The sequence below is a fragment of the Stenotrophomonas sp. X genome, assembly GCF_055721025.1.
The window spans coordinates 816280-836946 of the sequence record NZ_CM146756.1; the positions used below are offsets into that span (position 1 = coordinate 816280).

General features: G+C 68.2%; 20 protein-coding genes. 9 read left to right on the plus strand and 11 right to left on the minus strand.

Going from position 1 to position 20667, the window contains the following annotated elements; all coding sequences use genetic code 11:
* Window positions 1-159 precede the first annotated feature (159 nt).
* Both ACZ75I_RS03630 and ACZ75I_RS03635 read left to right on the plus strand, forming a co-directional pair.
* Window positions 160-2481, plus strand: coding sequence for a DUF1631 domain-containing protein (locus tag ACZ75I_RS03630; protein WP_472958718.1), 2322 nt, complete (start codon window positions 160-162; stop codon window positions 2479-2481).
* 51 nt (window positions 2482-2532) lie between these two features.
* A complete protein-coding gene (locus tag ACZ75I_RS03635; RefSeq protein ID WP_111201060.1) occupies window positions 2533-3612 on the plus strand; it encodes an NAD(P) transhydrogenase subunit alpha in 1080 nt (359 codons plus the stop codon).
* A gap of 101 nt (window positions 3613-3713) precedes the next feature.
* Here ACZ75I_RS03635 and ACZ75I_RS03640 read toward each other — a convergent pair whose 3' ends face one another.
* From ACZ75I_RS03640 to ACZ75I_RS03650, 3 genes are read right to left on the minus strand one after another with little or no spacing between them, the layout of a single operon-like run.
* Entirely contained in the window at window positions 3714-4175 is a 462-nt protein-coding gene (locus ACZ75I_RS03640; RefSeq protein ID WP_061480123.1) for a DUF3106 domain-containing protein, read from the minus strand.
* A 3-nt stretch (window positions 4176-4178) separates the two neighbouring features.
* On the minus strand, window positions 4179-4505 hold the full coding sequence (locus ACZ75I_RS03645) for a hypothetical protein (RefSeq protein WP_472958719.1): 327 nt from the start codon (window positions 4503-4505) through the stop codon (window positions 4179-4181).
* Window positions 4502-5086: an RNA polymerase sigma factor gene (locus tag ACZ75I_RS03650; RefSeq protein ID WP_180868698.1), complete on the minus strand. Its 585-nt coding sequence runs from the start codon at window positions 5084-5086 to the stop codon at window positions 4502-4504. The genes ACZ75I_RS03645 and ACZ75I_RS03650 overlap by 4 nt, the downstream gene beginning before the upstream one ends.
* Window positions 5087-5183: 97 nt before the next feature.
* Between ACZ75I_RS03650 and ACZ75I_RS03655 the strand changes: the two genes are divergently transcribed.
* Entirely contained in the window at window positions 5184-5504 is a 321-nt protein-coding gene (locus ACZ75I_RS03655; RefSeq protein ID WP_005415382.1) for an NAD(P) transhydrogenase subunit alpha part 2, read from the plus strand.
* On the plus strand, window positions 5501-6961 hold the full coding sequence (locus tag ACZ75I_RS03660) for an NAD(P)(+) transhydrogenase (Re/Si-specific) subunit beta (RefSeq protein WP_472958720.1): 1461 nt from the start codon (window positions 5501-5503) through the stop codon (window positions 6959-6961). The genes ACZ75I_RS03655 and ACZ75I_RS03660 overlap by 4 nt, the downstream gene beginning before the upstream one ends.
* A 111-nt stretch (window positions 6962-7072) precedes the next feature.
* On the opposite strand, the gene ACZ75I_RS03665 is transcribed toward ACZ75I_RS03660, so the two are convergent.
* On the minus strand, window positions 7073-7492 hold the full coding sequence (locus ACZ75I_RS03665; protein WP_032953950.1) for a membrane protein: 420 nt from the start codon (window positions 7490-7492) through the stop codon (window positions 7073-7075).
* A 122-nt stretch (window positions 7493-7614) separates the two neighbouring features.
* Between ACZ75I_RS03665 and sufT the strand changes: the two genes are divergently transcribed.
* The 3 genes from sufT (at window position 7615) to ACZ75I_RS03680 (ending at window position 11516) form a co-directional block, all read left to right on the plus strand.
* On the plus strand, window positions 7615-8166 hold the full coding sequence (sufT, locus tag ACZ75I_RS03670) for a putative Fe-S cluster assembly protein SufT (protein WP_005415385.1): 552 nt from the start codon (window positions 7615-7617) through the stop codon (window positions 8164-8166).
* Between the two features lie 59 nt (window positions 8167-8225).
* Complete coding sequence (locus ACZ75I_RS03675) at window positions 8226-9320, plus strand: branched-chain amino acid aminotransferase (RefSeq protein ID WP_005412326.1); 1095 nt, start codon at window positions 8226-8228, stop codon at window positions 9318-9320.
* Between the two features lie 453 nt (window positions 9321-9773).
* The gene (locus ACZ75I_RS03680) at window positions 9774-11516 is read left to right on the plus strand and encodes a S8 family peptidase (RefSeq protein ID WP_472958721.1); all 1743 of its coding nucleotides are present in this window, start codon (window positions 9774-9776) and stop codon (window positions 11514-11516) included.
* A gap of 189 nt (window positions 11517-11705) precedes the next feature.
* Here the strand turns inward: ACZ75I_RS03680 and ACZ75I_RS03685 are convergent, their stop codons facing one another.
* From ACZ75I_RS03685 to wrbA, 3 genes are all read right to left on the minus strand, one after another.
* Window positions 11706-12191 (minus strand): asparaginase domain-containing protein, encoded by a 486-nt coding sequence (locus tag ACZ75I_RS03685; protein ID WP_010481766.1) that lies wholly within the window; start codon window positions 12189-12191, stop codon window positions 11706-11708.
* 79 nt (window positions 12192-12270) lie between these two features.
* A complete protein-coding gene (locus ACZ75I_RS03690) occupies window positions 12271-12606 on the minus strand; it encodes a DUF2069 domain-containing protein (protein WP_005415388.1) in 336 nt (111 codons plus the stop codon).
* Window positions 12603-13196, minus strand: a complete 594-nt coding sequence (wrbA, locus tag ACZ75I_RS03695; RefSeq protein WP_049438254.1) for an NAD(P)H:quinone oxidoreductase — start codon at window positions 13194-13196, stop codon at window positions 12603-12605. The genes ACZ75I_RS03690 and wrbA overlap by 4 nt, the downstream gene beginning before the upstream one ends.
* Before the next feature lie 77 nt (window positions 13197-13273).
* Between wrbA and ACZ75I_RS03700 the strand changes: the two genes are divergently transcribed.
* Window positions 13274-14548 (plus strand): YihY family inner membrane protein, encoded by a 1275-nt coding sequence (locus tag ACZ75I_RS03700; RefSeq protein WP_005415390.1) that lies wholly within the window; start codon window positions 13274-13276, stop codon window positions 14546-14548.
* A complete protein-coding gene (locus tag ACZ75I_RS03705) occupies window positions 14545-15117 on the plus strand; it encodes a TlpA family protein disulfide reductase (protein ID WP_346476623.1) in 573 nt (190 codons plus the stop codon). The genes ACZ75I_RS03700 and ACZ75I_RS03705 overlap by 4 nt, the downstream gene beginning before the upstream one ends.
* A gap of 609 nt (window positions 15118-15726) precedes the next feature.
* Here the strand turns inward: ACZ75I_RS03705 and ppk2 are convergent.
* The 4 genes from ppk2 to hemA are packed head-to-tail and all read right to left on the minus strand — an operon-like array spanning window position 15727 to window position 20611.
* Complete coding sequence (gene ppk2 / locus ACZ75I_RS03710; protein WP_346476624.1) at window positions 15727-16509, minus strand: polyphosphate kinase 2; 783 nt, start codon at window positions 16507-16509, stop codon at window positions 15727-15729.
* Window positions 16510-16555: 46 nt separating this feature from the next.
* Window positions 16556-18262, minus strand: a complete 1707-nt coding sequence (locus ACZ75I_RS03715) for an O-linked N-acetylglucosamine transferase, SPINDLY family protein (protein ID WP_472958722.1) — start codon at window positions 18260-18262, stop codon at window positions 16556-16558.
* A gap of 5 nt (window positions 18263-18267) precedes the next feature.
* The gene (gene prfA, locus ACZ75I_RS03720; protein WP_014036080.1) at window positions 18268-19350 is read right to left on the minus strand and encodes a peptide chain release factor 1; all 1083 of its coding nucleotides are present in this window, start codon (window positions 19348-19350) and stop codon (window positions 18268-18270) included.
* Window positions 19328-20611: a glutamyl-tRNA reductase gene (gene hemA, locus ACZ75I_RS03725; protein ID WP_180868706.1), complete on the minus strand. Its 1284-nt coding sequence runs from the start codon at window positions 20609-20611 to the stop codon at window positions 19328-19330. The genes prfA and hemA overlap by 23 nt, the downstream gene beginning before the upstream one ends.
* Window positions 20612-20667: the final 56 nt, after the last annotated feature.

Genomic DNA, 20667 nt, shown 5'->3' on the forward strand with positions numbered 1-20667 from the left:
TCTTGCCGGGCCGCCGGTCATGAGGTTTGAAGTGAGGACTGTTTCACTGTCCGTGACGGGCTGGCCGGCCTACCATCGACGTTCCGGTACATGGGGTGTGCCGGAAGCCGCGATGTCCATGCTGTCTGTCGTACCAGAGAAGGTGGGGAGCCTTCCCGAATGATGAGCGTGCCCACACCGATGGGATCGCCGGGCCCTGACCCGGCCCAGCTCCAGCGTGCCCGGGACATGGTCCTGCCCGCGCTGTGCCAGGCCTTCGGGGCGGCACTGGCGCGTTTCGACGATGCCCTGTTCGACCGCGCCGGCAATGCCGGCTCGTCGCAGTTGCTGTTCCTGGACGCGATGCGCGAACTGCGCCGGCGCCGTGAGGACATCGCGGCCGCTTTCGCAGGCCACCTGCAGCAGGCCTGGGCCGCATTGGAGGCTGGTGAGCCGCTGTCAGCCGAGGCGACCCTGTCCGGGCCGGCCGAGGATGGGCTCAGCCTGCTGGCCGAGCATGTGCTGGAATCACGGTTGGCGGTGCGCAATTTCGCCACTGTGTTGCTGCGTGACTTCAAGCCGGTGCTGGCGCGGCTGGATCGCCGCCTGGGCCGGTTGATCGGCGGCGCGGAACTGGACGCCGACCATAATCCGATCAGCCCCGAACACCTGGGCGTGGCCATCCACGAAGCCTTTGCCGGCTGTGAACTGGCCCCGGAAGTGCATCTGGTGCTGATCAAGCTGTGCGAGCGCGACCTGCGTGCACCGGTCGGTCGCATCTACGAGAAGCTGGACGAGCAGCTGGCCGCAGCCGGCGTGATGTCGCAGATGGGGGCTCCGCAGCGCCCACAACCGCCGGCACCGGATCCGCGCATGGCCGGGATGCTGGATGAGCTGGTCGAGCGTCGCCAAGGCGCGGGCGTCGATCCGGGGTTCAGCGATGACGAGCAGGCCGCACCGGCCTGGGCGCAGCGCTTCGCCGCCCGCTGGTCCGAGCGCCGCGGGCATATGCAGCAGCACCTGGGCGGCGATGACGGCGCCACCGGCGAGGCCTACGCTGGCCAGCAGGGCATGCTGCTGGAAGCGCTGCACGAACTGCTGCAGCAGACCCGCCACGTGCGTGAGGACGCCACGTCTGCGGCACAGGTGGCGGTTGGCCAGCAGCGCCCGCTCAGCCAGCGCGAAATGATGTCGGTGCTGTCGCTGCTGCAGGCCACGCCCAGCGCCACCCTGCGCGCGGCCATCGGCGAGGACGGCGAATCGCTGGCGCAGCGCCTGAAGAGCGAAGTGCTGTCCAGCGCCACCCAGCTTGGCGTCGATCCGGGCCAGACCCGGCTGGACCCGCAGGATGAGGACGCCATCGACCTGGTCGGCATGCTGTTCGACGTGATGCTGGACGAGCGTGAACTGGAAGGCCGCTCGCGCGAACTGATCGGCCGCCTGGTGGTGCCTTTCGTCAAGGTCGCCATGCTCGACCGCCGCATGTTCGTGCAGAAGACCCACCCGGCGCGCAAGCTGCTCAACTCGCTGGCCGAGGCCTGCGAGGGCAACACCGGCGAGAGCCAGGCCGAGCGCATGCTGATGGCCAAGGTCGAAGAGATCATCGAGCGCCTGGTGGCCGAGTTCAACGAGAACCTGGCGATCTTCCTGACCCTGGAAGAGGAATTCCGCGAGTTCCTGGTGCAGCATCGCCGCCGCGTGGAAATCGCCGAGCGCCGTGCCGCAGAAACGCAGCGCGGCCAGGAAAAGCTGGAAATGGCCCGCAGCCGGGCCGGTGCGGAACTGGACCGCCGCATCGGTGACGCCACGCTGCCGCCGGCCATTGCCGAGTTCCTGCGCCAGCCGTGGCAGCATCATCTGACCCTGGCGCTGCTGCGCGAGGGAGAAGAAGGCGCGTCGGTGGCCGAGGCATTGAGCCTTGGCGATGGCCTGCTGGAGGAAGTGGCCGAGGCCCGCCGCCAGATCGTCGGCAAGCCGTGGCTGCAGGCCTGGCAGCCGGTGCTGGCCAAGGTGTTTGCCAGCGTCGGCGTGCACGGCGATGCGGCCACCGCCGCCATTGATGCCCTGCATGACACCCTGCAGGGCATCGCCGAATCGCGGCCGGAACTGCAGCGTGCGCTGCCGGAGCTGCCGCAGGTTGCCTTGCCCGCGCCGCCAGTGGCTGAATCGCCGGCGGTTGAGCTTGGCGGGCAGATTGACGCCGACGATTTCGACAACGCCGATGCCGACCGCTTCCGCCGCATGGAAATCGGCAACTGGCTGGACTTCGTCGACAAGGATGGCAAGGTGCAGGCGGGCAAGCTGTCCTGGGTCAGCCCGATTTCCTCGCGCCTGCTGTTCGTCAACCGTCGCGGCGTGCGCTTCTGCGTGGCCTCGCCGGAAGAGCTGGCGGTGATGATGCGGCTGGGCCGCCTGCGTGCCCACGTTGATGATGGCGCCTTCGACAGCGCCATGCAGGGCGTGATCGATCGCCTCGACCCGGGCAGCGCCACGCTGCACTGAGCGGGGGCTGCCTGCTAGGATCGGGAAACTCACCGATCAGCGGGGACCTGCATGGCCGTGGCGTTGCTGGGTATCAAGGAGACCGCGCCGGGCGAACGGCGCGTGGCACTGACGCCGGAGACCGCGCGCAGGCTCGGGGCCTTGGGCATTGCCGTCTGGTATGAGGCGGGCGCGGGTTTGGCCGCTGGTTTCACCGACGCCGCCTATGACGATGCCGGTGCACGCGTCTTCGACGCGGGCCGCTGGGCCGAGATCGATATCCTGCTGTGCGTGCAGGCCCCCCCTGCGGCGGTGCTGGAACAGCTCAAGCCCGGCGCCAGCGTGGTCGGCCTGCTGGCCCCGGCCAGCGATCCGGCGCTGGCCGCGCTGGCGGCCGATGGTCGCCTGCAGCTGTTCCCGCTGCAGCAGCTGCCGCGCACCACCCGTGCGCAGGCAATGGATGTACTCAGTTCGCAGGCCGGCATGGCCGGCTACAAGGCGGCGCTGATCGCCGCCGAACGCGCGCCGCGCTTCTTCCCGATGCTGACCACTGCGGCCGGCACCGTGCGGCCGGCCAAGGTGCTGGTGATCGGTGCCGGCGTGGCGGGTCTGCAGGCCATCGCCACTGCGCGCCGCCTCGGTGCACAGGTGGAAGGCTTCGACGTGCGCCCGGAAACCCGCGAGCAGATCCAGTCACTGGGTGCACGCTTCCTCGACCTCGGGGTCAGCGCGGCGGGCGAGGGAGGCTATGCGCGGGCGCTGACCGATGACGAGCGCGCCGAGCAGCAGCGTCGGCTGGCCGACCACCTGCGCAGTGTGGACGTGGTGATCTGCACGGCTGCGGTACCCGGCCGCCCGGCGCCGACCATCGTGACCGCTGCGATGGTGGAAGGCATGGCCAGCGGCAGCGTCATTGTTGACCTGGCGGCGGAAAGCGGCGGCAACTGCGCACTGACCCTGCCGGGGCAGTGCATCGAACACCAGGGCGTGACCATCGACGGTCCGCTGGGCCTGGCCAGCCGCGGCGCGACCCAGGCCAGCGAGATGTATGCGCGCAACCTGCTCAACTTCGTTGCGCTGTTCGTGCGCGACGGGCAGCTCGGTTTCGATTGGGACGACGAACTGCTGGCGAAGACACGCTGGCAGGGGTGAACCTCATTGCCTCCTGTAGAGCCGAGCCCATGCTCGGCTTGCGCAGGCGCGATAGAGCAGCAGAGCGTGGGCTCGGCTCCACAAAGGGTTGAACGTTGCCTTTACCGCGGCTTCGCCGGCGGCGGGTTCTCCCGCACCCAGTCCTTGCGTTGCTCCGGCGTCATCTGCGACCAGCGCTCGCGCAGTGCGTCGCGCTGCGCGGGCGGCAGATCCCGCATCTGACCGAACAGGGCCCGGGCCTGCTCACGCTGTTCCGGGCTCATGTGCTCGAAGCGGCGCAGGCCGCGGCGGGCCTTGTCGCGTTCCTCCGGGCTCATCGATTGCCAGCGCTGGCCATGCGAGAGCATGCGCTGGCGCTGGCCGGCATCGGCGCTGTTCCAGCGGTCGCGCAGCGGCGCCAGCAGGGACTCACGCTGGGATTCGCTCAGCTGCTCCCACGCAGGCAGCGTGGCGCCCGGCGCAGGGCGTGCAGCAGGCGCGGGCGCTGCGCTCTGCGCCAGTACCGGGAAGACCGGCAGCAGCAACAGGGTCAACAGCAGCGGCAGGGTATGCAGTCGGGACATGGTTCACTCCATCGCCAGGTCGGTATCGCCCAGCCACAGGTACAGATCGGGATTTTCGTCGTACAGCGCGCTGTTGTCTTCCACCGAGGCCAGCACCGGTGCCGGCACGGCGGGCGACAGGGGGCTGTGGCCGCTGAACTGCAGGCCGATCCCCAGCGCCACCACCAGAGAGCAGGCGCTGGTCAGCCACCAGCGCCAGCGCCCGTGACGAGCTGTGCTGGCGCCGTGGCGCGCCAGGCGCAGCCGTGCCAGCGTGGCCGGTGACAGCGCCTGCAGCGACTGCGCGTGCAGGTTGCGCAGCATGTCATCGGAGGGCAGGGAGCGGTTCACGGGTGGGTCTCCAGGTAGTCCTGCAGCGCCTGCCGGGCGCGTGCCAGATGGGTTTTTACCGCGCCTTCGCTGCAGCCCATGGCGCGGGCGGTGGTGGCCCCGTCCAGGTCCTGCAGCACGCGCAGGGTGAAGGCCTCGCGCTGGCGTGCGGGCAGGGTACGCAGCGCCTGCACCAGTTGCTGGTACTGCTGGCGCTGTTCGTGCGCCTGCGCCGGGTCCGGGCCGGGGTCGGCCCAGTCGATCCCGCCTCCGTCGGCGTCCTGGTTGTCGCGCCAGAACGGCAGGCGGAAACGGCGCCGGCGCTGCAGGTCGATCACGCGGCGGCGCAGGATGCTCCAGAACAGGGGCGCCCATTCGGCCGCCGGCTTGTCGGCGTAGTCCAGCATGCGCAGCAGCGCATCCTGCACGGCGTCCATGGCGTCTTCGCGCTGGCGCAGGCCGGCCTCGGCGAAGCGGAACGCACGCGGGCCGACGCTGGCCAGGAACGCCTCCAGCGATGCCGGCAGGGCATCGGTCTCGGCGCTCGGGGGGACGGGGCTGCTCACCAGCACAGGGTACGGTTCCTCGCTCGGGGTCACCATCGACAACGCGTGAGCGTCGCTGCGGTTGACGTCGGGTGCGCGCGGGTTCAGCCCGTGGTTATGATGGGGCGACGAAGACAGAGCGGGAGCGTTGCCAGTGAGTGACGGGTTCGTGGCGCTGTACATCTTCATGCTGGCGGCCATCGCCGGCCACGTGATCATTTCGCGGGTGCCAGTGATCCTGCATACCCCGCTGATGTCGGGCTCCAACTTCATCCACGGCATCGTGCTGATCGGTGCGATGGTGGTGCTGGGGCATGCGCAGACGCCGCTGGAGAAGGCGCTGGGCTTCCTTGCCGTGGTGCTCGGTGCCGGCAACGCCGCCGGTGGCTACGTGGTCACCGCGCGCATGCTGGAAATGTTCAAGCCGAGCGCGCCCAAGGGCGGCAGGGACGAGCCGAAGGAGCCGCAGGCTTGAACATCAGCACCGTCGAACTGCTCGATTGGCTGGTCAAGGCCAGCTACCTCGTCGCCGCCACGCTGTTCCTGCTGGGCCTGCAGCGCATGGCTTCGCCGTTGACCGCGCGCAGCGGCATCCGCTGGGCCGGGCTGGGCATGCTGCTGGCCACGGTGGCGACTTTCTTCCTGCCTGAACTGCACAACGTGCCGCTGATCCTGGTGGCGCTGCTGCTGGGCGCCGGCCTGGCCTGGTGGTCGGCCGGCAAGGTTGCCATCACCGACATGCCGCAGATGGTGGCGCTGTACAACGGTATGGGCGGTGGCTCGGCGGCGGCGATCGGTGCGGTGGAACTACTGCGCTATGCCTTCCTTGCCAACCGCGATACCAGCCACTGGAGTGCACAGGCGCTGGCCGACCTGGCCGCGCGCCAGCCGTCGGGCATGGTGCTGCTGCTGGCGGTGGTCGGCGCGGCGATCGGTGCGGTGTCGCTGTCCGGTTCGGTGATCGCCTGGGCCAAGCTGGATGGGCGCCTGGACAAGCGCGTGACCTGGCCCGGCCAGCAGGTGATGAACCTGCTGGTGGCACTGGCGGTGGTGGTGCTGGCGATCATCGCGGCCAGCACGCTCAATACCTGGGCGATCGTCGCCTTCTTCGTGCTGGCGCTGGCACTGGGCGTGCTGATGACGTTGCCGATCGGTGGCGCCGACATGCCGGTGGTGATCTCGCTGTACAACGCGTTCACCGGCCTGGCGGTGTCCTTCGAAGGTTATGTGCTGGGCAATGAGGCGCTGATCATCGCCGGCATGATGGTCGGCGCGGCCGGCATCCTGCTGACCCGGTTGATGGCCAAGGCAATGAACCGGCCGATCCGCAACGTGCTTTTCTCCAACTTCGGCGGCGGTGCCGGAGGCGAGGCACAGGCGATCACCGGCGCGCAGAAGCCCATCGAAGCGTCGGACGTCGCGGCGATGATGGCCTTTGCCGAGCGCGTGGTGATCGTGCCCGGCTACGGCATGGCGGTGGCGCAGGCCCAGCACAAGATCTGGGAACTGGCGCAGCGGCTGGGCCAGCGTGGCGTGAGAGTGAAGTTCGCGATCCACCCGGTGGCCGGGCGCATGCCCGGGCACATGAACGTGCTGCTGGCCGAGGCCGGCGTGCCCTACGACCTGATCGCCGACATGGACGACATCAACCCCGAATTCGCCAATACCGACGTGGTGCTGGTGATCGGTGCCAACGACGTGGTCAATCCGGTGGCGCGGACCGACCCGGCCAGCCCGATCTACGGCATGCCGGTGCTGGACGTGGTCAACGCGCGCAACGTGGTGGTGATCAAGCGCGGCAAGGGCACCGGTTTTGCCGGCATCGAGAATGCGCTGTTCTACGCCGACAACACCCGCATGCTCTATGGCGACGGCGCCGAAGCGGCGGCCTCGCTGGTGAGCGAGCTGAAGGCGCTCGACGGCGGGCATTGAGGCCGTACCGGTAGCGCCGGGCCATGCCCGGCGGCGTTTCGTGCGGACCGCTGCGCTCGCCGGGCATGGCCCGGCGCTACCCTCATCCACGCGTGGCGTGGATCTGCGCGCTCAGCGCGCCAGCCAGGCACCTACGGCCACGGCCACGGCCAGCCACAGCCATTCCACCGCGCCGTTGGCCAGGCTGATCAGGGTCCAGGCCAGGTGCGGGCCCATCCGCGTGGTGGCATCCCACAGGTCCAGGCCGATCGAGCCGCCCATCCAGGCGCTGGCGATGGCCCAGTTGGCCACGGCGGCCACCAGCAGGGTGCCGAGCACGACTAGGGCGACGCGCAGCCGGCCTGGGCCCAGCGTGCCCAGGCGCAGCATGAACACCAGTTCCAGGGCGGCCAGCACCGCCATCCAGCCGACCTGCCGGCCGGTCATCAGCGCCAGGACCATCCAGGCGAGGGGAGCGACAAACAGGCCCAGCAGCAGCATGAGGGGCCAGAGCCAGGTCACGGTCCTGGCACGCGCGGCATTGGAGGACATCGAAGCTCCCAGAAGATCACCCACAGGATACTGTGGTTTGCCGCAGTGCACCGGCGGTGCGGGGGCGGCTGGGCTAGAATGCCGTCTTGCGTGGCCACGGCCACGGCCCCATATCGGTCCCCATGTATTCCCGTAGCAGCGAACCTGTCCACTTCGAACGCGATTGCGAGGCCGTGATGGTCCCGCAGGGCGACACCGTGACCCTGCCTGCCGGCAGCTATGGGTACATCACCCAGGCGCTGGGCGGCAGTTATTCGGTGTTCGTCGAGGGCAACCTGTTCCGCATCGCCGGCAAGGACGGCGATGCCATCGGCAAGGAGGCACCGGCGCCGCTTGAGCTGCCGGCCGACGCCACCGATGAACAGGTGGAGCAGCTGGTGTGGCAGCAGCTGCGCACCTGCTTCGATCCGGAAATTCCGGTCAACATCGTGGAACTGGGCCTGGTCTATGAAGTCGAGATCAAGCACCTGGATGAGGGCAAGCGCGAGATCGACGTGAAGATGACCCTGACCGCCCCGGGCTGCGGCATGGGCGAGATCCTGGTCGACGACGTGCGCAGCAAGCTTGAAATGATCCCAACGGTGGCCGAGGCCGACGTCGACCTGGTGTTCGACCCGCCGTGGAACCAGCACATGATGTCCGAGGCGGCCCGGCTAGAGACCGGCATGCTTTGACCCAGGGCCCGCAGTGACGCGGGCCCGGCACTACCCGCAACCAGAACAGGAATCCTCCGGTGTCCCAGTCCATCCCCAGCTTCGCCGTCACCCGTTCGGACCACCCGCGCAGCGCTGAAGAGCGCGCCAAGATCCTGGAGAAGCCGGGCTTCGGCCTGCACTTCACCGATCACATGGTGGAAGTGCGCTGGGACAAGGATGCCGGCTGGCACAATGCCAACGTGCGCGCCTACGGCCCGCTGCAGCTGGACCCGGCCGCCGCCGTGCTGCATTACGGCCAGGAAATCTTCGAAGGCATCAAGGCCTACCGTCATGCCGACGGTTCGATCTGGACCTTCCGCCCGGATGCCAACGGCCGTCGCCTGCAGCGTTCGGCGCAGCGCCTGGCGTTGCCGGAACTGCCGGTGGAGATCTTCGTCGAATCGCTGAAGCAGCTGATCGCCGTCGACAGTGACTGGGTGCCTTCGGCCGATGAGTCGAGCCTGTATTTCCGCCCGTTCATGATCGGCGACGAGGCCTTCCTCGGCGTGCGCGGCGCGCACAAGGCCGGCTACTACGTCATCGCCAGCCCGGCCGGCCCGTACTTCGCCAAGGGTGTTGCCCCGGTGTCGATCTGGCTGTCCACCGAGTACGCGCGTGCGGCCAAGGGCGGCACCGGTGCCGCCAAGTGCGGTGGCAACTACGCCGCCTCGCTGCTCCCGCAGCAGAAGGCGCAGGCGCAGGGCTGCTCGCAGGTACTGTTCCTCGACCCGGTCGAAGGCAAGTACCTGGAAGAACTGGGCGGCATGAACGTGTTCCTGGTCTACAAGGACGGCACGCTGGTCACCCCGGAACTGTCGGGCAGCATCCTCGAGGGCATCACCCGCGAGAGCATCCTGCAGCTGGCCCGCGACCGTGGCATGAAGGTCGAAGAGCGCAAGGTCAGCATCGACGAGTGGAAGGACGGCGTCGCCTCCGGTGCGATCAGCGAAGTGTTTGCCTGTGGCACCGCCGCGGTGGTCACTCCGATCGGCCAGCTGAAGGGCGAGGGCTTCTCGGTGGGCGACATCAACGCGCCGGCCGGCGAAGTGACCATGTCGCTGCGCAAGGAACTGACCGATATCCAGTACGGCCGCCTGCCGGACCGCCACAACTGGCTGGTCAAGCTGGGCTGATCGCCCACATCGAATCGTAGAGCCGGGCCCGCGCCCGGCTGCGCTTCTGGAAAGCCCGTCCCCGCGACGGGCTTTCTGCGTTTCGGGCCAAGGGGTCAGATCCCTTTCCGCGTGAGAAAGGGATCTGACCCCGGATCGGTGGACGCCGATGTCGGCAAAGTCATTCCAGGACACGTGACGACCCAGTCAGGTCTGTGCAGGACACGAGAAAGTTCCTTCACCTTCACAAACCCTCGACCCGAAAAGTCTCAGAACGAACATTTCATCTTGCTGAAAAGACGCTGAAAATCTTGTGGTGTCCGGTTTCGGCCATTAGCGTCATATGTACGGCGGATCGTTAGGGGGATCCGCTGACTCATCGGACTTCGAACCTCGCCAACGCAAGCCAGCCAAGGGTTCGGGCCGGTGCTTCTGCCGATTCCGGCATTCACACCACAAGAAAGGGAAATACTGATGTCCCAGGTAACGCAACCGCGTGTGCGTCGAGTGTGGGTGGTCCTTGGTGCGTCCGTTCTGTCATCGCTGCTGCTGGCCACGCCTGCGCTGGCCGGTGACGTCCAGCTCAGCGGCCTGCAGTCCGCGCCGACGCACCAGCGCTTCATCGTGAAGTACCGCGACGGCAGTGCGCCGGTGGCCAACACCACCGCACTGGCCTCTTCGCTGAAGACTGCCGCCGCCGGCCTGGCCAGCAGCCGGGGCCGCGCGCTGGGCCTGCAGGAGGTTCGCAAGCTGGCCGTTGGCCCGACCCTGGTCAGGACCGATCGCCCGCTTGACCAGGCCGAATCCGAGCTGCTGATGCGCAAGCTCGCCGCCGACCCGAACGTGGAATACGTCGAAGTCGACCAGATCATGCGTGCGACGCTGACCCCGAATGACACCCGCTTCAGCGAACAGTGGGGCTTCGGTACCTCCAACGCGTCGATCAACGTGCGGCCGGCCTGGGACAAGGCCACCGGCACTGGCGTGGTGGTGGCCGTGATCGATACCGGCATCACCAACCATCCCGATCTCAACGCCAACATCCTGCCTGGCTATGACTTCATCAGCGATGCCGCGATGGCGCGCGATGGCGGTGGCCGCGACAACAACCCGAATGACGAGGGCGACTGGTACGGCGCCAACGAGTGCGGCTCGGGCATCCCGGCCTCCAACTCCAGCTGGCACGGTACCCACGTCGCCGGCACCGTGGCGGCGGTGACCAACAACAGCACCGGCGTGGCCGGTACTGCGTTCAATGCCAAGGTCGTCCCGGTGCGCGTGCTGGGCAAGTGCGGCGGTTACACCTCCGACATCGCCGACGCGATCGTGTGGGCCTCTGGCGGCACCGTCAGTGGCGTGCCGGCCAACGCCAACCCGGCCGAGGTCATCAACATGTCGCTGGGTGGTGGCGGCACCTGCTCGGCCACCTACCAGAACGCCATCAACGGCGCGGTCAGCCGTGGTACCACCGTGGTGGTCGCCGCCGGCAACAGCAACACCAACGTGTCCTCGTCGGTGCCGGCCAACTGCGCGAACGTGATCGCGGTGGCGGCTACGACCTCGGCCGGTGCGCGTGCCAGCTTCTCCAACTACGGTGCCGGCATCGACATTTCCGGCCCGGGCCAGAGCATCCTGTCCACCCTCAACACCGGCACCACCACGCCGGGCAGCGCCACCTATGCGTCCTACAACGGCACCTCGATGGCGGCGCCGCACGTGGCCGGCGTGGTTGCGCTGATGCAGTCGGTGGCGCCGAGCGCACTGAGTCCGGCACAGGTCGAAAGCATCATCAAGAGCACTGCACGCCCGCTGCCGGGCGCCTGCTCGGGTGGCTGCGGCGCCGGCATCGTCGACGCCAACGCGGCCGTGGATGCGGCGATCAACGGCGGTGGCAACCCGAACCCGGGTGGCAACGTGCTGCAGAACAACGTGCCGGTGACCGGCCTGGGCGCCGCGACCGGTGCCGAGCTGAACTACACCGTCGCCGTTCCGGCCGGTAGCAGCCAGCTGCGCGTGACGATCAGTGGCGGCAGCGGCGATGCCGACCTGTACGTGCGCCAGGGCAGTGCCCCGACCGATACCAGCTACACCTGCCGTCCGTACCTGAGTGGCAACAGCGAGACCTGCACCATCAACAGCCCTGCCGCTGGCACGTGGTATGTGCGGGTGAAGGCCTACAGCACCTTCTCGGGCGTGACCCTCAACGCCCAGTACTGAGCCCAAGTCCCTCTCCAAGGGCACGCCCTGGCTTTGGCCGGGGCGTTCTTGCTTCTGTAGGGCCGAGCCCATGCTCGGCTGCTCTGGCTGCGGACCGTTGTGCCGCGCTGGCACGCGGTTGCCGAGCATGGCTCGGCACTACAAGGGCAGCGCTCTGGCAGGTGCCGAGCTTGGTCGGCACGCGGTTCCTCAGACCGACTCGAAGCGGTTCGCGGCCACGTTCTTGCGCACGTGCTGCGGGTCGAAGATCCGCCCGTTCATCGCGATGTACACGCCGCTCGGCAACGACTGCACCGCACCGATCGCACAGCCGATGTTGAACTCGGCATCCGAGCCGCGGAAGCGTGCCGGGCTCAGTGCGCCGGTCATCACGATGGTCTTGTCGGGGATTGTCGCCAGCACCTTGCCGGTCTGCACCATCGAGTCGGTGCCGTGGGTCACCAGGACGTGCCGGGTCGGCTGCGCGGCGATGGTGGCGCGGATCAGCTCGCGGTCCTCATCGTTGATGTGCAGCGAATCCTTGCGCAGGATCGGAATCACGTTGAAGCGGAACGTCACGCCCAGCTCGCGCAGGATCATGCCGATCTGCGGATCGCCGATCTGGTAGTCCGACTTGTCGTCGAAGTAGATCTTGTCGATCGTGCCACCGGTGGTGACGACCAGGAGCTCTTCCATCATGTGCATGCGCGAAACCAGGACAGGTACTGCGGCGCGGGGCCAGGAATGCAGATGATACGGCCCAGCGGGCGCAGCGTCAGCGTTGCTTGCCGAAGCGGGCGCGCAGGCCGGGCAGGCTGGCGCTGAAGATCACCAGCAGGGCCAGCGCGATCTCGATCAGCGCCAGCCAGCGCGTTTCCGGATGGCTCCAGGCGCTCATCACGCCGTGGCTGAACCAGCCCAGCGCCAGGACCGAGGCCCAGAATCCGGCCTTGCGCCAGCCCAGGCGCACGGCGATGGCCAGCGCCAGCGGCGGCGCGGTGAACACCAGCTGGGTCGCCAACCAGTGCTTGTCATTGATGAACCAGCCGGCGAACAGCGCGGCCAGCCCCATCAGGGCCAGCAGCAGGACCGTGCGCGGCGCGGCGCTCATCGGGCCAACCGCTGCGCGATGCCGGCCACCCGGCGCCCCAGCGCGCGCGCCAGCACGGCTTCGTCGTCGGTCGGCTGCGGGTCGTCGGCGGCACCGGCGACGTGGCTGGCGCCGTAGGGCGTGCCACCGCTGGTGGTGTGGCTCAGCGCCGGTTCGGTGAACGGAATGCCGACGATCACGCAGCCATGGTGCAGCAGCGGCACCTGCATCGACAGCAGGGTCGATTCCTGCCCGCCATGCATGGATGCGGTGGACGTGAACACGCCGGCCGGCTTGCCGGAGAGGGTGCCATTGACCCATTCGGCGCCCAGCCCATCCAGGAAATGCTTCACCGGCGCGGCCATGTTGCCGAAGCGGGTCGGACTGCCGAGCAGCAGGCCCTGGCATTCGACCAGGTCCTGCACGCTTACATAGGGGGCGCCATCGTCGGGTACCGGCGGCTGCGCGGTCTGGGTCACTGCGGCCACCGGCGGCACCGTGCGCAGGCGCGCTGTCATGCCCGGCACTTCGCCGATGCCCCGCGCGATCTGGCGCGCCAGCCGTGCCACCGAACCGCCCCGGCTGTAATACAGCACCAGAATCTCGCCCATCGTGCCCGCTTCTCCTCGTCGTGTGGTCACCAGTATGGCTATCCTGCGAGCATTCCGCATCGGGTACCCTTCCACCGATGGAACCTTTGGATACGCTCAACCTGTGGATGGAGCGCGCGCGGGATCGCGCACGGGCCATCAGTTTCGGCCGCTTCCTGTGGCATCGCTTCCTCGACGACCGCCTGTTCCAGGCAGCGGCGGCGCTGGCGTACACCACGGTGTTCGCGCTGGTGCCGCTGGCCATCGTGGTGTTCGGCGTGCTCTCGGCCTTCCCCGTTTTCGACCGCTGGAGCGACCAGCTCAGCGACTACGTCTTCTCCAACTTCGTGCCCTCCGCTGCGCGCGCGGCCGAGGGTTACCTGCGGCAGTTTTCGGCCAGTGCCGGCCAGCTGACCGCCGCCGGCTTCATCGCACTGGTCGCTTCACTGCTGATCACGCTCAACAGCGTGGAAGAGACCTTCAACCAGATCTGGCGGGTCGGCTCGAGCCGGCCCAAGCTGACCCGCTTCCTGGTCTACTGGACCGTGCTGACCCTGGGCGCGATGCTTGCCGCCGCGTCGCTGGCAGTATCGGCGAGGGTGTTCGCGATGCCGTTGTTCGGTACCCAGGAGGGCCGTTGGTTGGCCGAACTGGCGCTGCGGCTGGCACCGATCCTGATCGAGTTCGTCTGCATCACGCTGATGTTCCGTGTGGTACCGCACCACACGGTGAAATGGCGGCATGCCGTGCCCGGCGCGATCCTGGCGGCGGTCATCCTGGAGCTGGTGAAGTGGGGCATCGGCGCGTATCTGGGCAGCTTCCAGTCCTATCAGAAGCTGTATGGCACGGTCGCCTTCGTGCCGATCCTGCTGCTGTGGATCTACCTGTGCTGGGTGGCGGTGCTGCTGGGTGCGTCGCTGGCCTCCTCGATGGCCGCCTTCCGCTACCAGCCGGTCGAGCTGCGCCTGCCACAGGGGTACGAGTTCTATGGGCTGCTGCGCCTGCTTGGCCGCTTCCAGCATGCACGGGCCAAGGGCAAAGGCCTGGCCGATGACGAAATCCTGCGGCTGGAGCCGATGCTGACCGATTCACTGCTGCAGGACCTGATCTGCAACCTGCAGGAGATCGACCTGCTGCGCCGCGATGAGCGCGGCGAGTGGCTGCTGTCGCGCGACCTGGACCAGGTCAGCCTGGCCGATCTGTACGAATGCACCCAGCTGCGCATCCCGGTAGCCGAGCAGCACCTGCCGTATCGCGACGACAGCCTGGGCCGTGCCGCCTTGGCGGCGCTGGATGACCTGCGACTGCCCCTGCGCGAACGCCTGAAGCGCAAGGTCAGTGATATCTATACCGACTCTGGAGACACCCCATGACCCGCAAGACGTCGTTGCCGCTGCTGCTCCCGTTGACCCTGCTGCTGGCCCTGGCGGCCTGCAAACCGGCCCAGGAGCCGGCACCGGCCAGCAGCCAGCCGCCGGCACAGGCGCCGACGCCGAGCACGGCACCGGTCGAGGAAACCCCGGCCGAGCGCACCACCGCCGAGTTCCCGACACTGAAGATGAAGGCGGTGGATGGCAGCGACTACGACCTGGCCGCGCATCGCGGCAAGTGGGTGGTGGTGAACTTCTGGGCCACCTGGTGCGCGCCGTGCCGCAAGGAGATGCCCGAGCTGTCGGCCCTGCATGCGATGCGCAGCAACATCGAAGTGGTCGGCTTGGCTTACGAGGACATCGAAGTGCCGGAGATGCAGTCGTTCCTGGCCAAGCATCCGGTGACCTATCCGATGGTGATCGTGGATCCCTACGATCCGCCGGCGGATTTCGCCACGCCGCGCGGCCTGCCGCTGACGCATCTGCTGGACCCGCAGGGCAAGCTGGCGCACACGTTCCTTGGCCCGGTGACCGCCGCCGACATCGAAAAGCAGATCGCTGCTGCAAAGTAGTGGGGTTGTCGGCAGGGCCTGCAGCCCTGCACCTGCGGTAGTGCCGGCCGCTGGCCGGCAACCCCAGCAAAAGCAACAGCAACAGCAACAGCAACAGCAACAGCAACAGCCCAAGAGGGTTTCCTGTGGGGAGGCGGGGTGGGTCCGGTTGCGGGGGACGCCGTAAATACGTCCCTGTAGGCTCGGTCGCCGCATCCATGCGGCTCACGCCCCCGCAACCGGACCCACCCCGCCTTTGACAGTTCTCCGCGATCTGTCGGAATGGGATGGCCTGCTCTTGGTGGGTGTCGACCTTGGTCGACACGTAGATCCACGCCATGCGTGGATGCTCTTCGTTCCATTGTCGAAATGTTCGATTTCAATGGAGATTCATCCACGCATGGCGTGGATCTACCAGATCGCCGGAATCTGTCAGAGGTGGGGCGGTGCCGGAGTGCGGGGTGTCAGCCGCATGGATGCGGCTGCCAAGCCTACAGGGACGTACTTGCGGCGTCCCCGCACTCCGGCACCGGCCCAGCTACCCACGGAATGCACGCTGTTGCTGTTGCTGTTGCCGGCCAGCGGCCGGCACTACCGCAGGTGGAGGGCGGCAGGCCCTGCCGACCCACCCTAATCCTCGACCGGGAAGTCCTCGATCGGCTTCAGCACATCGAAGTGCTCGCGATGCAGCTTGCCCTTCAGCTTCGGCAGCTCCGGCAACGGTGCGTCCACCCGCGTGTCCGGCAACCGGTCCAGCAGGTTTCGCACCAGGGTCAGCCGGCCTAGCCGCTGGTCGTTGAAGTCCACCAGCGTCCACGGCGCCGCCTCGCGATGCGTCGCGCGCAGCATCGCCTCGCGGGCCTCGGTGTACGCGCTGTACTTGCTGCGCGATTTCAGGTCGACCGGTGAGAGCTTCCAGCCCTTCAGCGGATCGAGATGGCGTTCGGCGAAGCGCTTTTCCTGCTGCTCCTGGTCCACGCACAACCAGTACTTGAACAGCAGGATGCCGTCGTCCACCAGCAGCTGTTCGAACACCGGCGCCTGGCGCAGGAACTGCTGGTACTCGGTTTCGCTGCAATAACCCATCACCCGTTCAACACCGGCACGGTTGTACCAGCTGCGGTCCATCAGCACGATCTCGCCGGCGGCGGGAAGATGCGCGGCGTAACGCTGGAAGTACCACTGCGTGGCTTCGCGGTCGGTGGGCTTGGGCAGCGCCACCACCCGGCATTGGCGCGGGTTGAGATACTGGCTGATGGCCTGGATCGCACCGCCTTTGCCTGCGGTATCACGTCCCTCGAACAGCACCAGCAGGCGTTGCCCGCTGTGCTGCACCCAGCGCGCCATGGCGGTCAGTTCCAGCTGCAAAGGCAGCAGCAGTTCGTCGTAGTCCTTGCGCTTGAGCTTGGCCATCGTTACGTCACGCGGGGAGGAAGCCGGAGCGTAACGCAGCGGTTGCTCAGGGGGTGTCGACGCCCTGCCAGCCCTGCTCGCCCGCCAGCGTCTGCAGCAGGGCGGAAAGGTCCTGGGCAAAACCTGCCATGTCGAATACACCACTGTCTTCGCGTGCCTGCGCCAGTTCGGCTCGCAACGCTGCCAGCGCCGCCGGGTTGTTGCCCAGCGCGCTGGCGGTGGCGATGAACGCCGCATCGTCGGCAACGTTCATCCGCGAAAGACCCAGATGATGGTTGAGGCTGCCGGCCACGCGCGCGGCGAAGGTATCGCCCGGGCAGGTCAGCACCGGGCAGCCGGCCCACAGCGCATCGGAGGCGGTGGTGTGCGCGTTGTAGGGATGTGTGTCGAGGAACAGGTCGGCCAGCTGATAGCGGGCCAGGTACTGCGGATGCGGCAGCTTGGCCATGAACACCAGCCGCGTTGGATCCAGGCCGGCGGCCTGCGCGGCCGCACGCAGGCGGGCATCGGCCTTGCCGGGCCCGGACAGCAGCCACAGCACGCTGCCGGGCACGGCCTGCAGCACCGCGAAGGCACGGCCCATGCTGCGCGGGTTGAGCTTGTAGCTGTTGTTGAAGCAGCAGAACACCACGCCGTGTTCGGGCAGCCCGCACTCGGCGCGGGACGGTGCCGGTTCCAGTACGCGGGTGTTGTCCGAGGGCTGGAAGGCACGTGGCAGGCGCAGGACGCGTTCGCTGAAGTGAGGTTCCAGCGATGCCGGCAGCACGAATTCGTCGGCGACCACGGCATCCAGCCAGCGCGCACCTGATGTGCCGGGGTAGGCCAGCCAGTTCAGCTGCAACGGGGCCGGGCGCATGGCCAGCACTTCGGGCGTGCCGCCGCCCCCCCAGCCGCGCAGGTCGAACAGCAGGTCGATGCCCTGTGCACGGATGCGGGTCGCGATGTCGGCATGCCGCAGTGCGGCCACGTCATGCAGGCGGGCCGCAGCCTGCAGGCGTTCGCGGATGCGGCTGCCATCGGCGCGGTTCAGTGCGAACAGGTGCAGCTGCAGCGCCGGGTCATGGCGCAGGTGTTCGAGCAGGGCCACGGTCAGCAGCCCGGTGGGATGGGCGCCGAAGCCATTGGAGAGGAAGCCGACGCGCAACGCGCCGTGCTCGCGAACCTTCACTGCAGGAAGGGGGCGCACCGCCGACGCAACGACCGCGGCGCGTGCGCGCGCACAGGCCAACTGCTCCGCAGCGCTTACGTCTTCACTGAGGAAGGCGAAGGGTTCCACTGCACCCTGCCCGGAAGCGAGCGCGGCACGTACCTGCGCAGCCAGCGTGTCCACGTCCTGCCAGTCACACAGGCGGCGCTGCCAGGCCAGGCGCTGGGCCGCGATATAGGGTTCGCCCGGCATCAGCGCATGCGCGCGGCGATAGGCCGTCGCCGCCCCTTCGGCATCATCGGCATCTTCCAGCGCGTGGCCCAGCCACAACGCGATGCCCGGGTGCTGCGGGGCCAATGCCGAGGCCTGGCCGAGCAGCTTCGCCGCGTCGGCGTGCGCGCCGGCCATCCACGCCACGCGCCCCAGCCGCGCCAGCGCTTCGGGGTGGTTGGGGCGCAGCTGCAGGGCGCGTCGTGCGGCCTGCTCGCCGGCAGCGATGTCGCCGGCTTCCAGTTCCAGGTCGGCCAGCATCACCCAGGCGACGAAGTCGCCGGGCTGGCGTGCGATCGCCTGCTGCAGGTGCTGCCGCTGCTGCCAGGCCGTCATCGTGCTCAGCCCGCCGACAGCTGGGCCAGGGCATCGACCTGGTGTTCGTGGCTGAGCCGCTGCAGCAGCGGGTCGAGGTCACCGGCCAGGATGTTGGGCAGGTCGTACAACGTCAGGCCTTCCACGCGGTGGTCGGTGATCCGGCCCTGCGGGAAGTTGTAGGTGCGGATGCGCTGGCTGCGATCGCCGCTGCCGACCTGCAGGCGCCGCGACTCGGCCTGTGCCGCGTCCTGGCGCTGGCGCTCGGCATCGAGCAGCTGCGCCTTCAGGCGCTTCATCGCCTTGTCGCGGTTGGCGTGCTGGCTGCGCTCGGTCTGGCACTCCACCACCACGCCGGTCGGCACGTGGGTGATGCGGATCGCAGACTCGGTCTTGTTGACGTGCTGGCCACCGGCGCCGGACGAGCGGAACGTATCCACCTTCAGGTCGGCCGGGTTGATGACGATGTCATCGACTTCGTCGGCCTCGGGAATGATCGCCACGGTCGCGGCCGAGGTATGGATCCGGCCCTGCGATTCGGTGGCCGGCACGCGCTGCACGCGGTGCGTGCCCGATTCGAACTTCAGTCGCGAGAACGCACCCCGGCCGACCACACGCGCCACCACTTCCTTGTAGCCGCCATGCTCGCCGGGGTTGTCCGATTCGATCTCGACCTTCCAGCCCTGGCGCTCGGCATAGCGGGCGTACATGCGGAACAGGTCGCCGGCGAAGATCGCGGCTTCGTCGCCGCCGGTGCCGGCGCGCACTTCCAGGAACAGGTTGCCTTCGTCGCGCGGGTCACGCGGCACCAGCAGCAGCGCAAGCTCCTGCTCCAGTTCCTGCAGGCGCGCCTGCGCGGCGGCGATTTCCTCGTCGGCCAGCTCGCGCAGGTCGGGGTCGGCGCGCATGCCTTCGGCGGCGGCCAGGTCGGCCTTGGCACGGGCTTCATCGGCCAGTGCAGTGGCGACCGGTTCAAGTTGGGCGAATTCGCGCGAAAGGTCGCGGAAACGGGTGTTGTCGGCGACCACGTCGGGTTCGGCGAGCAGGCGTTCCAGTTCTTCGCGGCGCTCGGCCAGCGCTTCCAGCTTACGGCGCAGGGTCGGCGTCATCGGGTCTCACGGGTGGGTGGTGGTAGCCCGGCGTGGCCGGGAACAGGCGCTCGGCGGCGCGGGTCAGGTCGGCATCGCCGCTCAGTGCGGCAGCGCGCAGGGCAGCGGTAGGAGGATGCAGCAATCGATTGGTCAGGCCGTGCGCCAGCAGTTCCAGCACTTCGTCGGCGGGCTTGCCGTTGGCCAGCTGCTGGCGTGCGCGCTCCAGCAACTCGGCGCGGGTGGCCTCGCCGAACGCACGCAGCTGCCGCAAAGGCGCCTGATGGGCACTGGCCTGCTGGGTCTCGACGTAACGCGATACCTGCAGGTCGATGATCGCCTCGGCTTCGGCGGCGGCCTCGCGGCGGCCACGGCGGTTGTCTTCCACCGCGCGCTCCAGGTCATCGACGGTGTAGAGGAAGGCATCGTTGAGCGTGCCGACCTCGGCTTCGATGTCGCGCGGAACGGCCAGGTCGAACAGCAGCATCGGCTTGTGCCGGCGTGCACGCAGGGCCTTGGCCACCATCTCGCGATGGATCACCGGCTCGCGCGCGGCGGTGGCCGAGAACACCACGTCGGCCTCGCCCAGGTGACGGTCCAGTTCGGTCAGCGGCAGGGCCACGCCGCCATGGCGGCTGGCCAGTTCCTGCGCGTGGGCCAGGGTGCGGTTGGCGATCAGCAGCCGCCGCACCTTGCCTTCGCTCAGGTGCCGTGCAGCCAGCTCGATGGTCTCGCCCGCACCGACCAGCAGCACGGTGGAGTCGTCCAGCCGGGCGAACGCGTTCTGCGCCAGGCGCACCGCGGCCGACGCCACCGATACCGGGTTGGCGCCCACCTGGGTATCGGTGCGCGCCCGCTTGGCCACCGAGAAGGTCTGCTGGAACAGGCGGTCCAGGCGCTGGCCGAGCAGGCCATGGTCGCGCGCGGTCGACCAGGCGTCCTTCACCTGGCCGAGGATCTGCGGTTCGCCCAGCACCATCGAATCCAGCCCGGTGGCGACCCGGAACAGGTGGCGCACAGCCTCGGCATCGGCATGCTGGTACAGATAACCCTGCAGGTCGCCGGCCTGGCTGCGCAGCCACTGGTCCAGCGCCTGTGCCGAGTCGGCCACGGCGTACAGCTCGGTGCGGTTGCAGGTGGACAGCAGGACCGCCTCGGCGATCTGCGGGGTATCGCGCAGCGAGCCCAGCGCACGCGGCAACGCCTCACCGGCGAAGGCCGCGCGCTCGCGCAGCTCCACCGGTGCGGTCTGGTGATTCAGTCCGAGCACCCACAGGGTCATTGTTCAGTTGCTTGCGATAAGCTGCTGGCCATTGGACGACATTTTAAGGCCCCGAT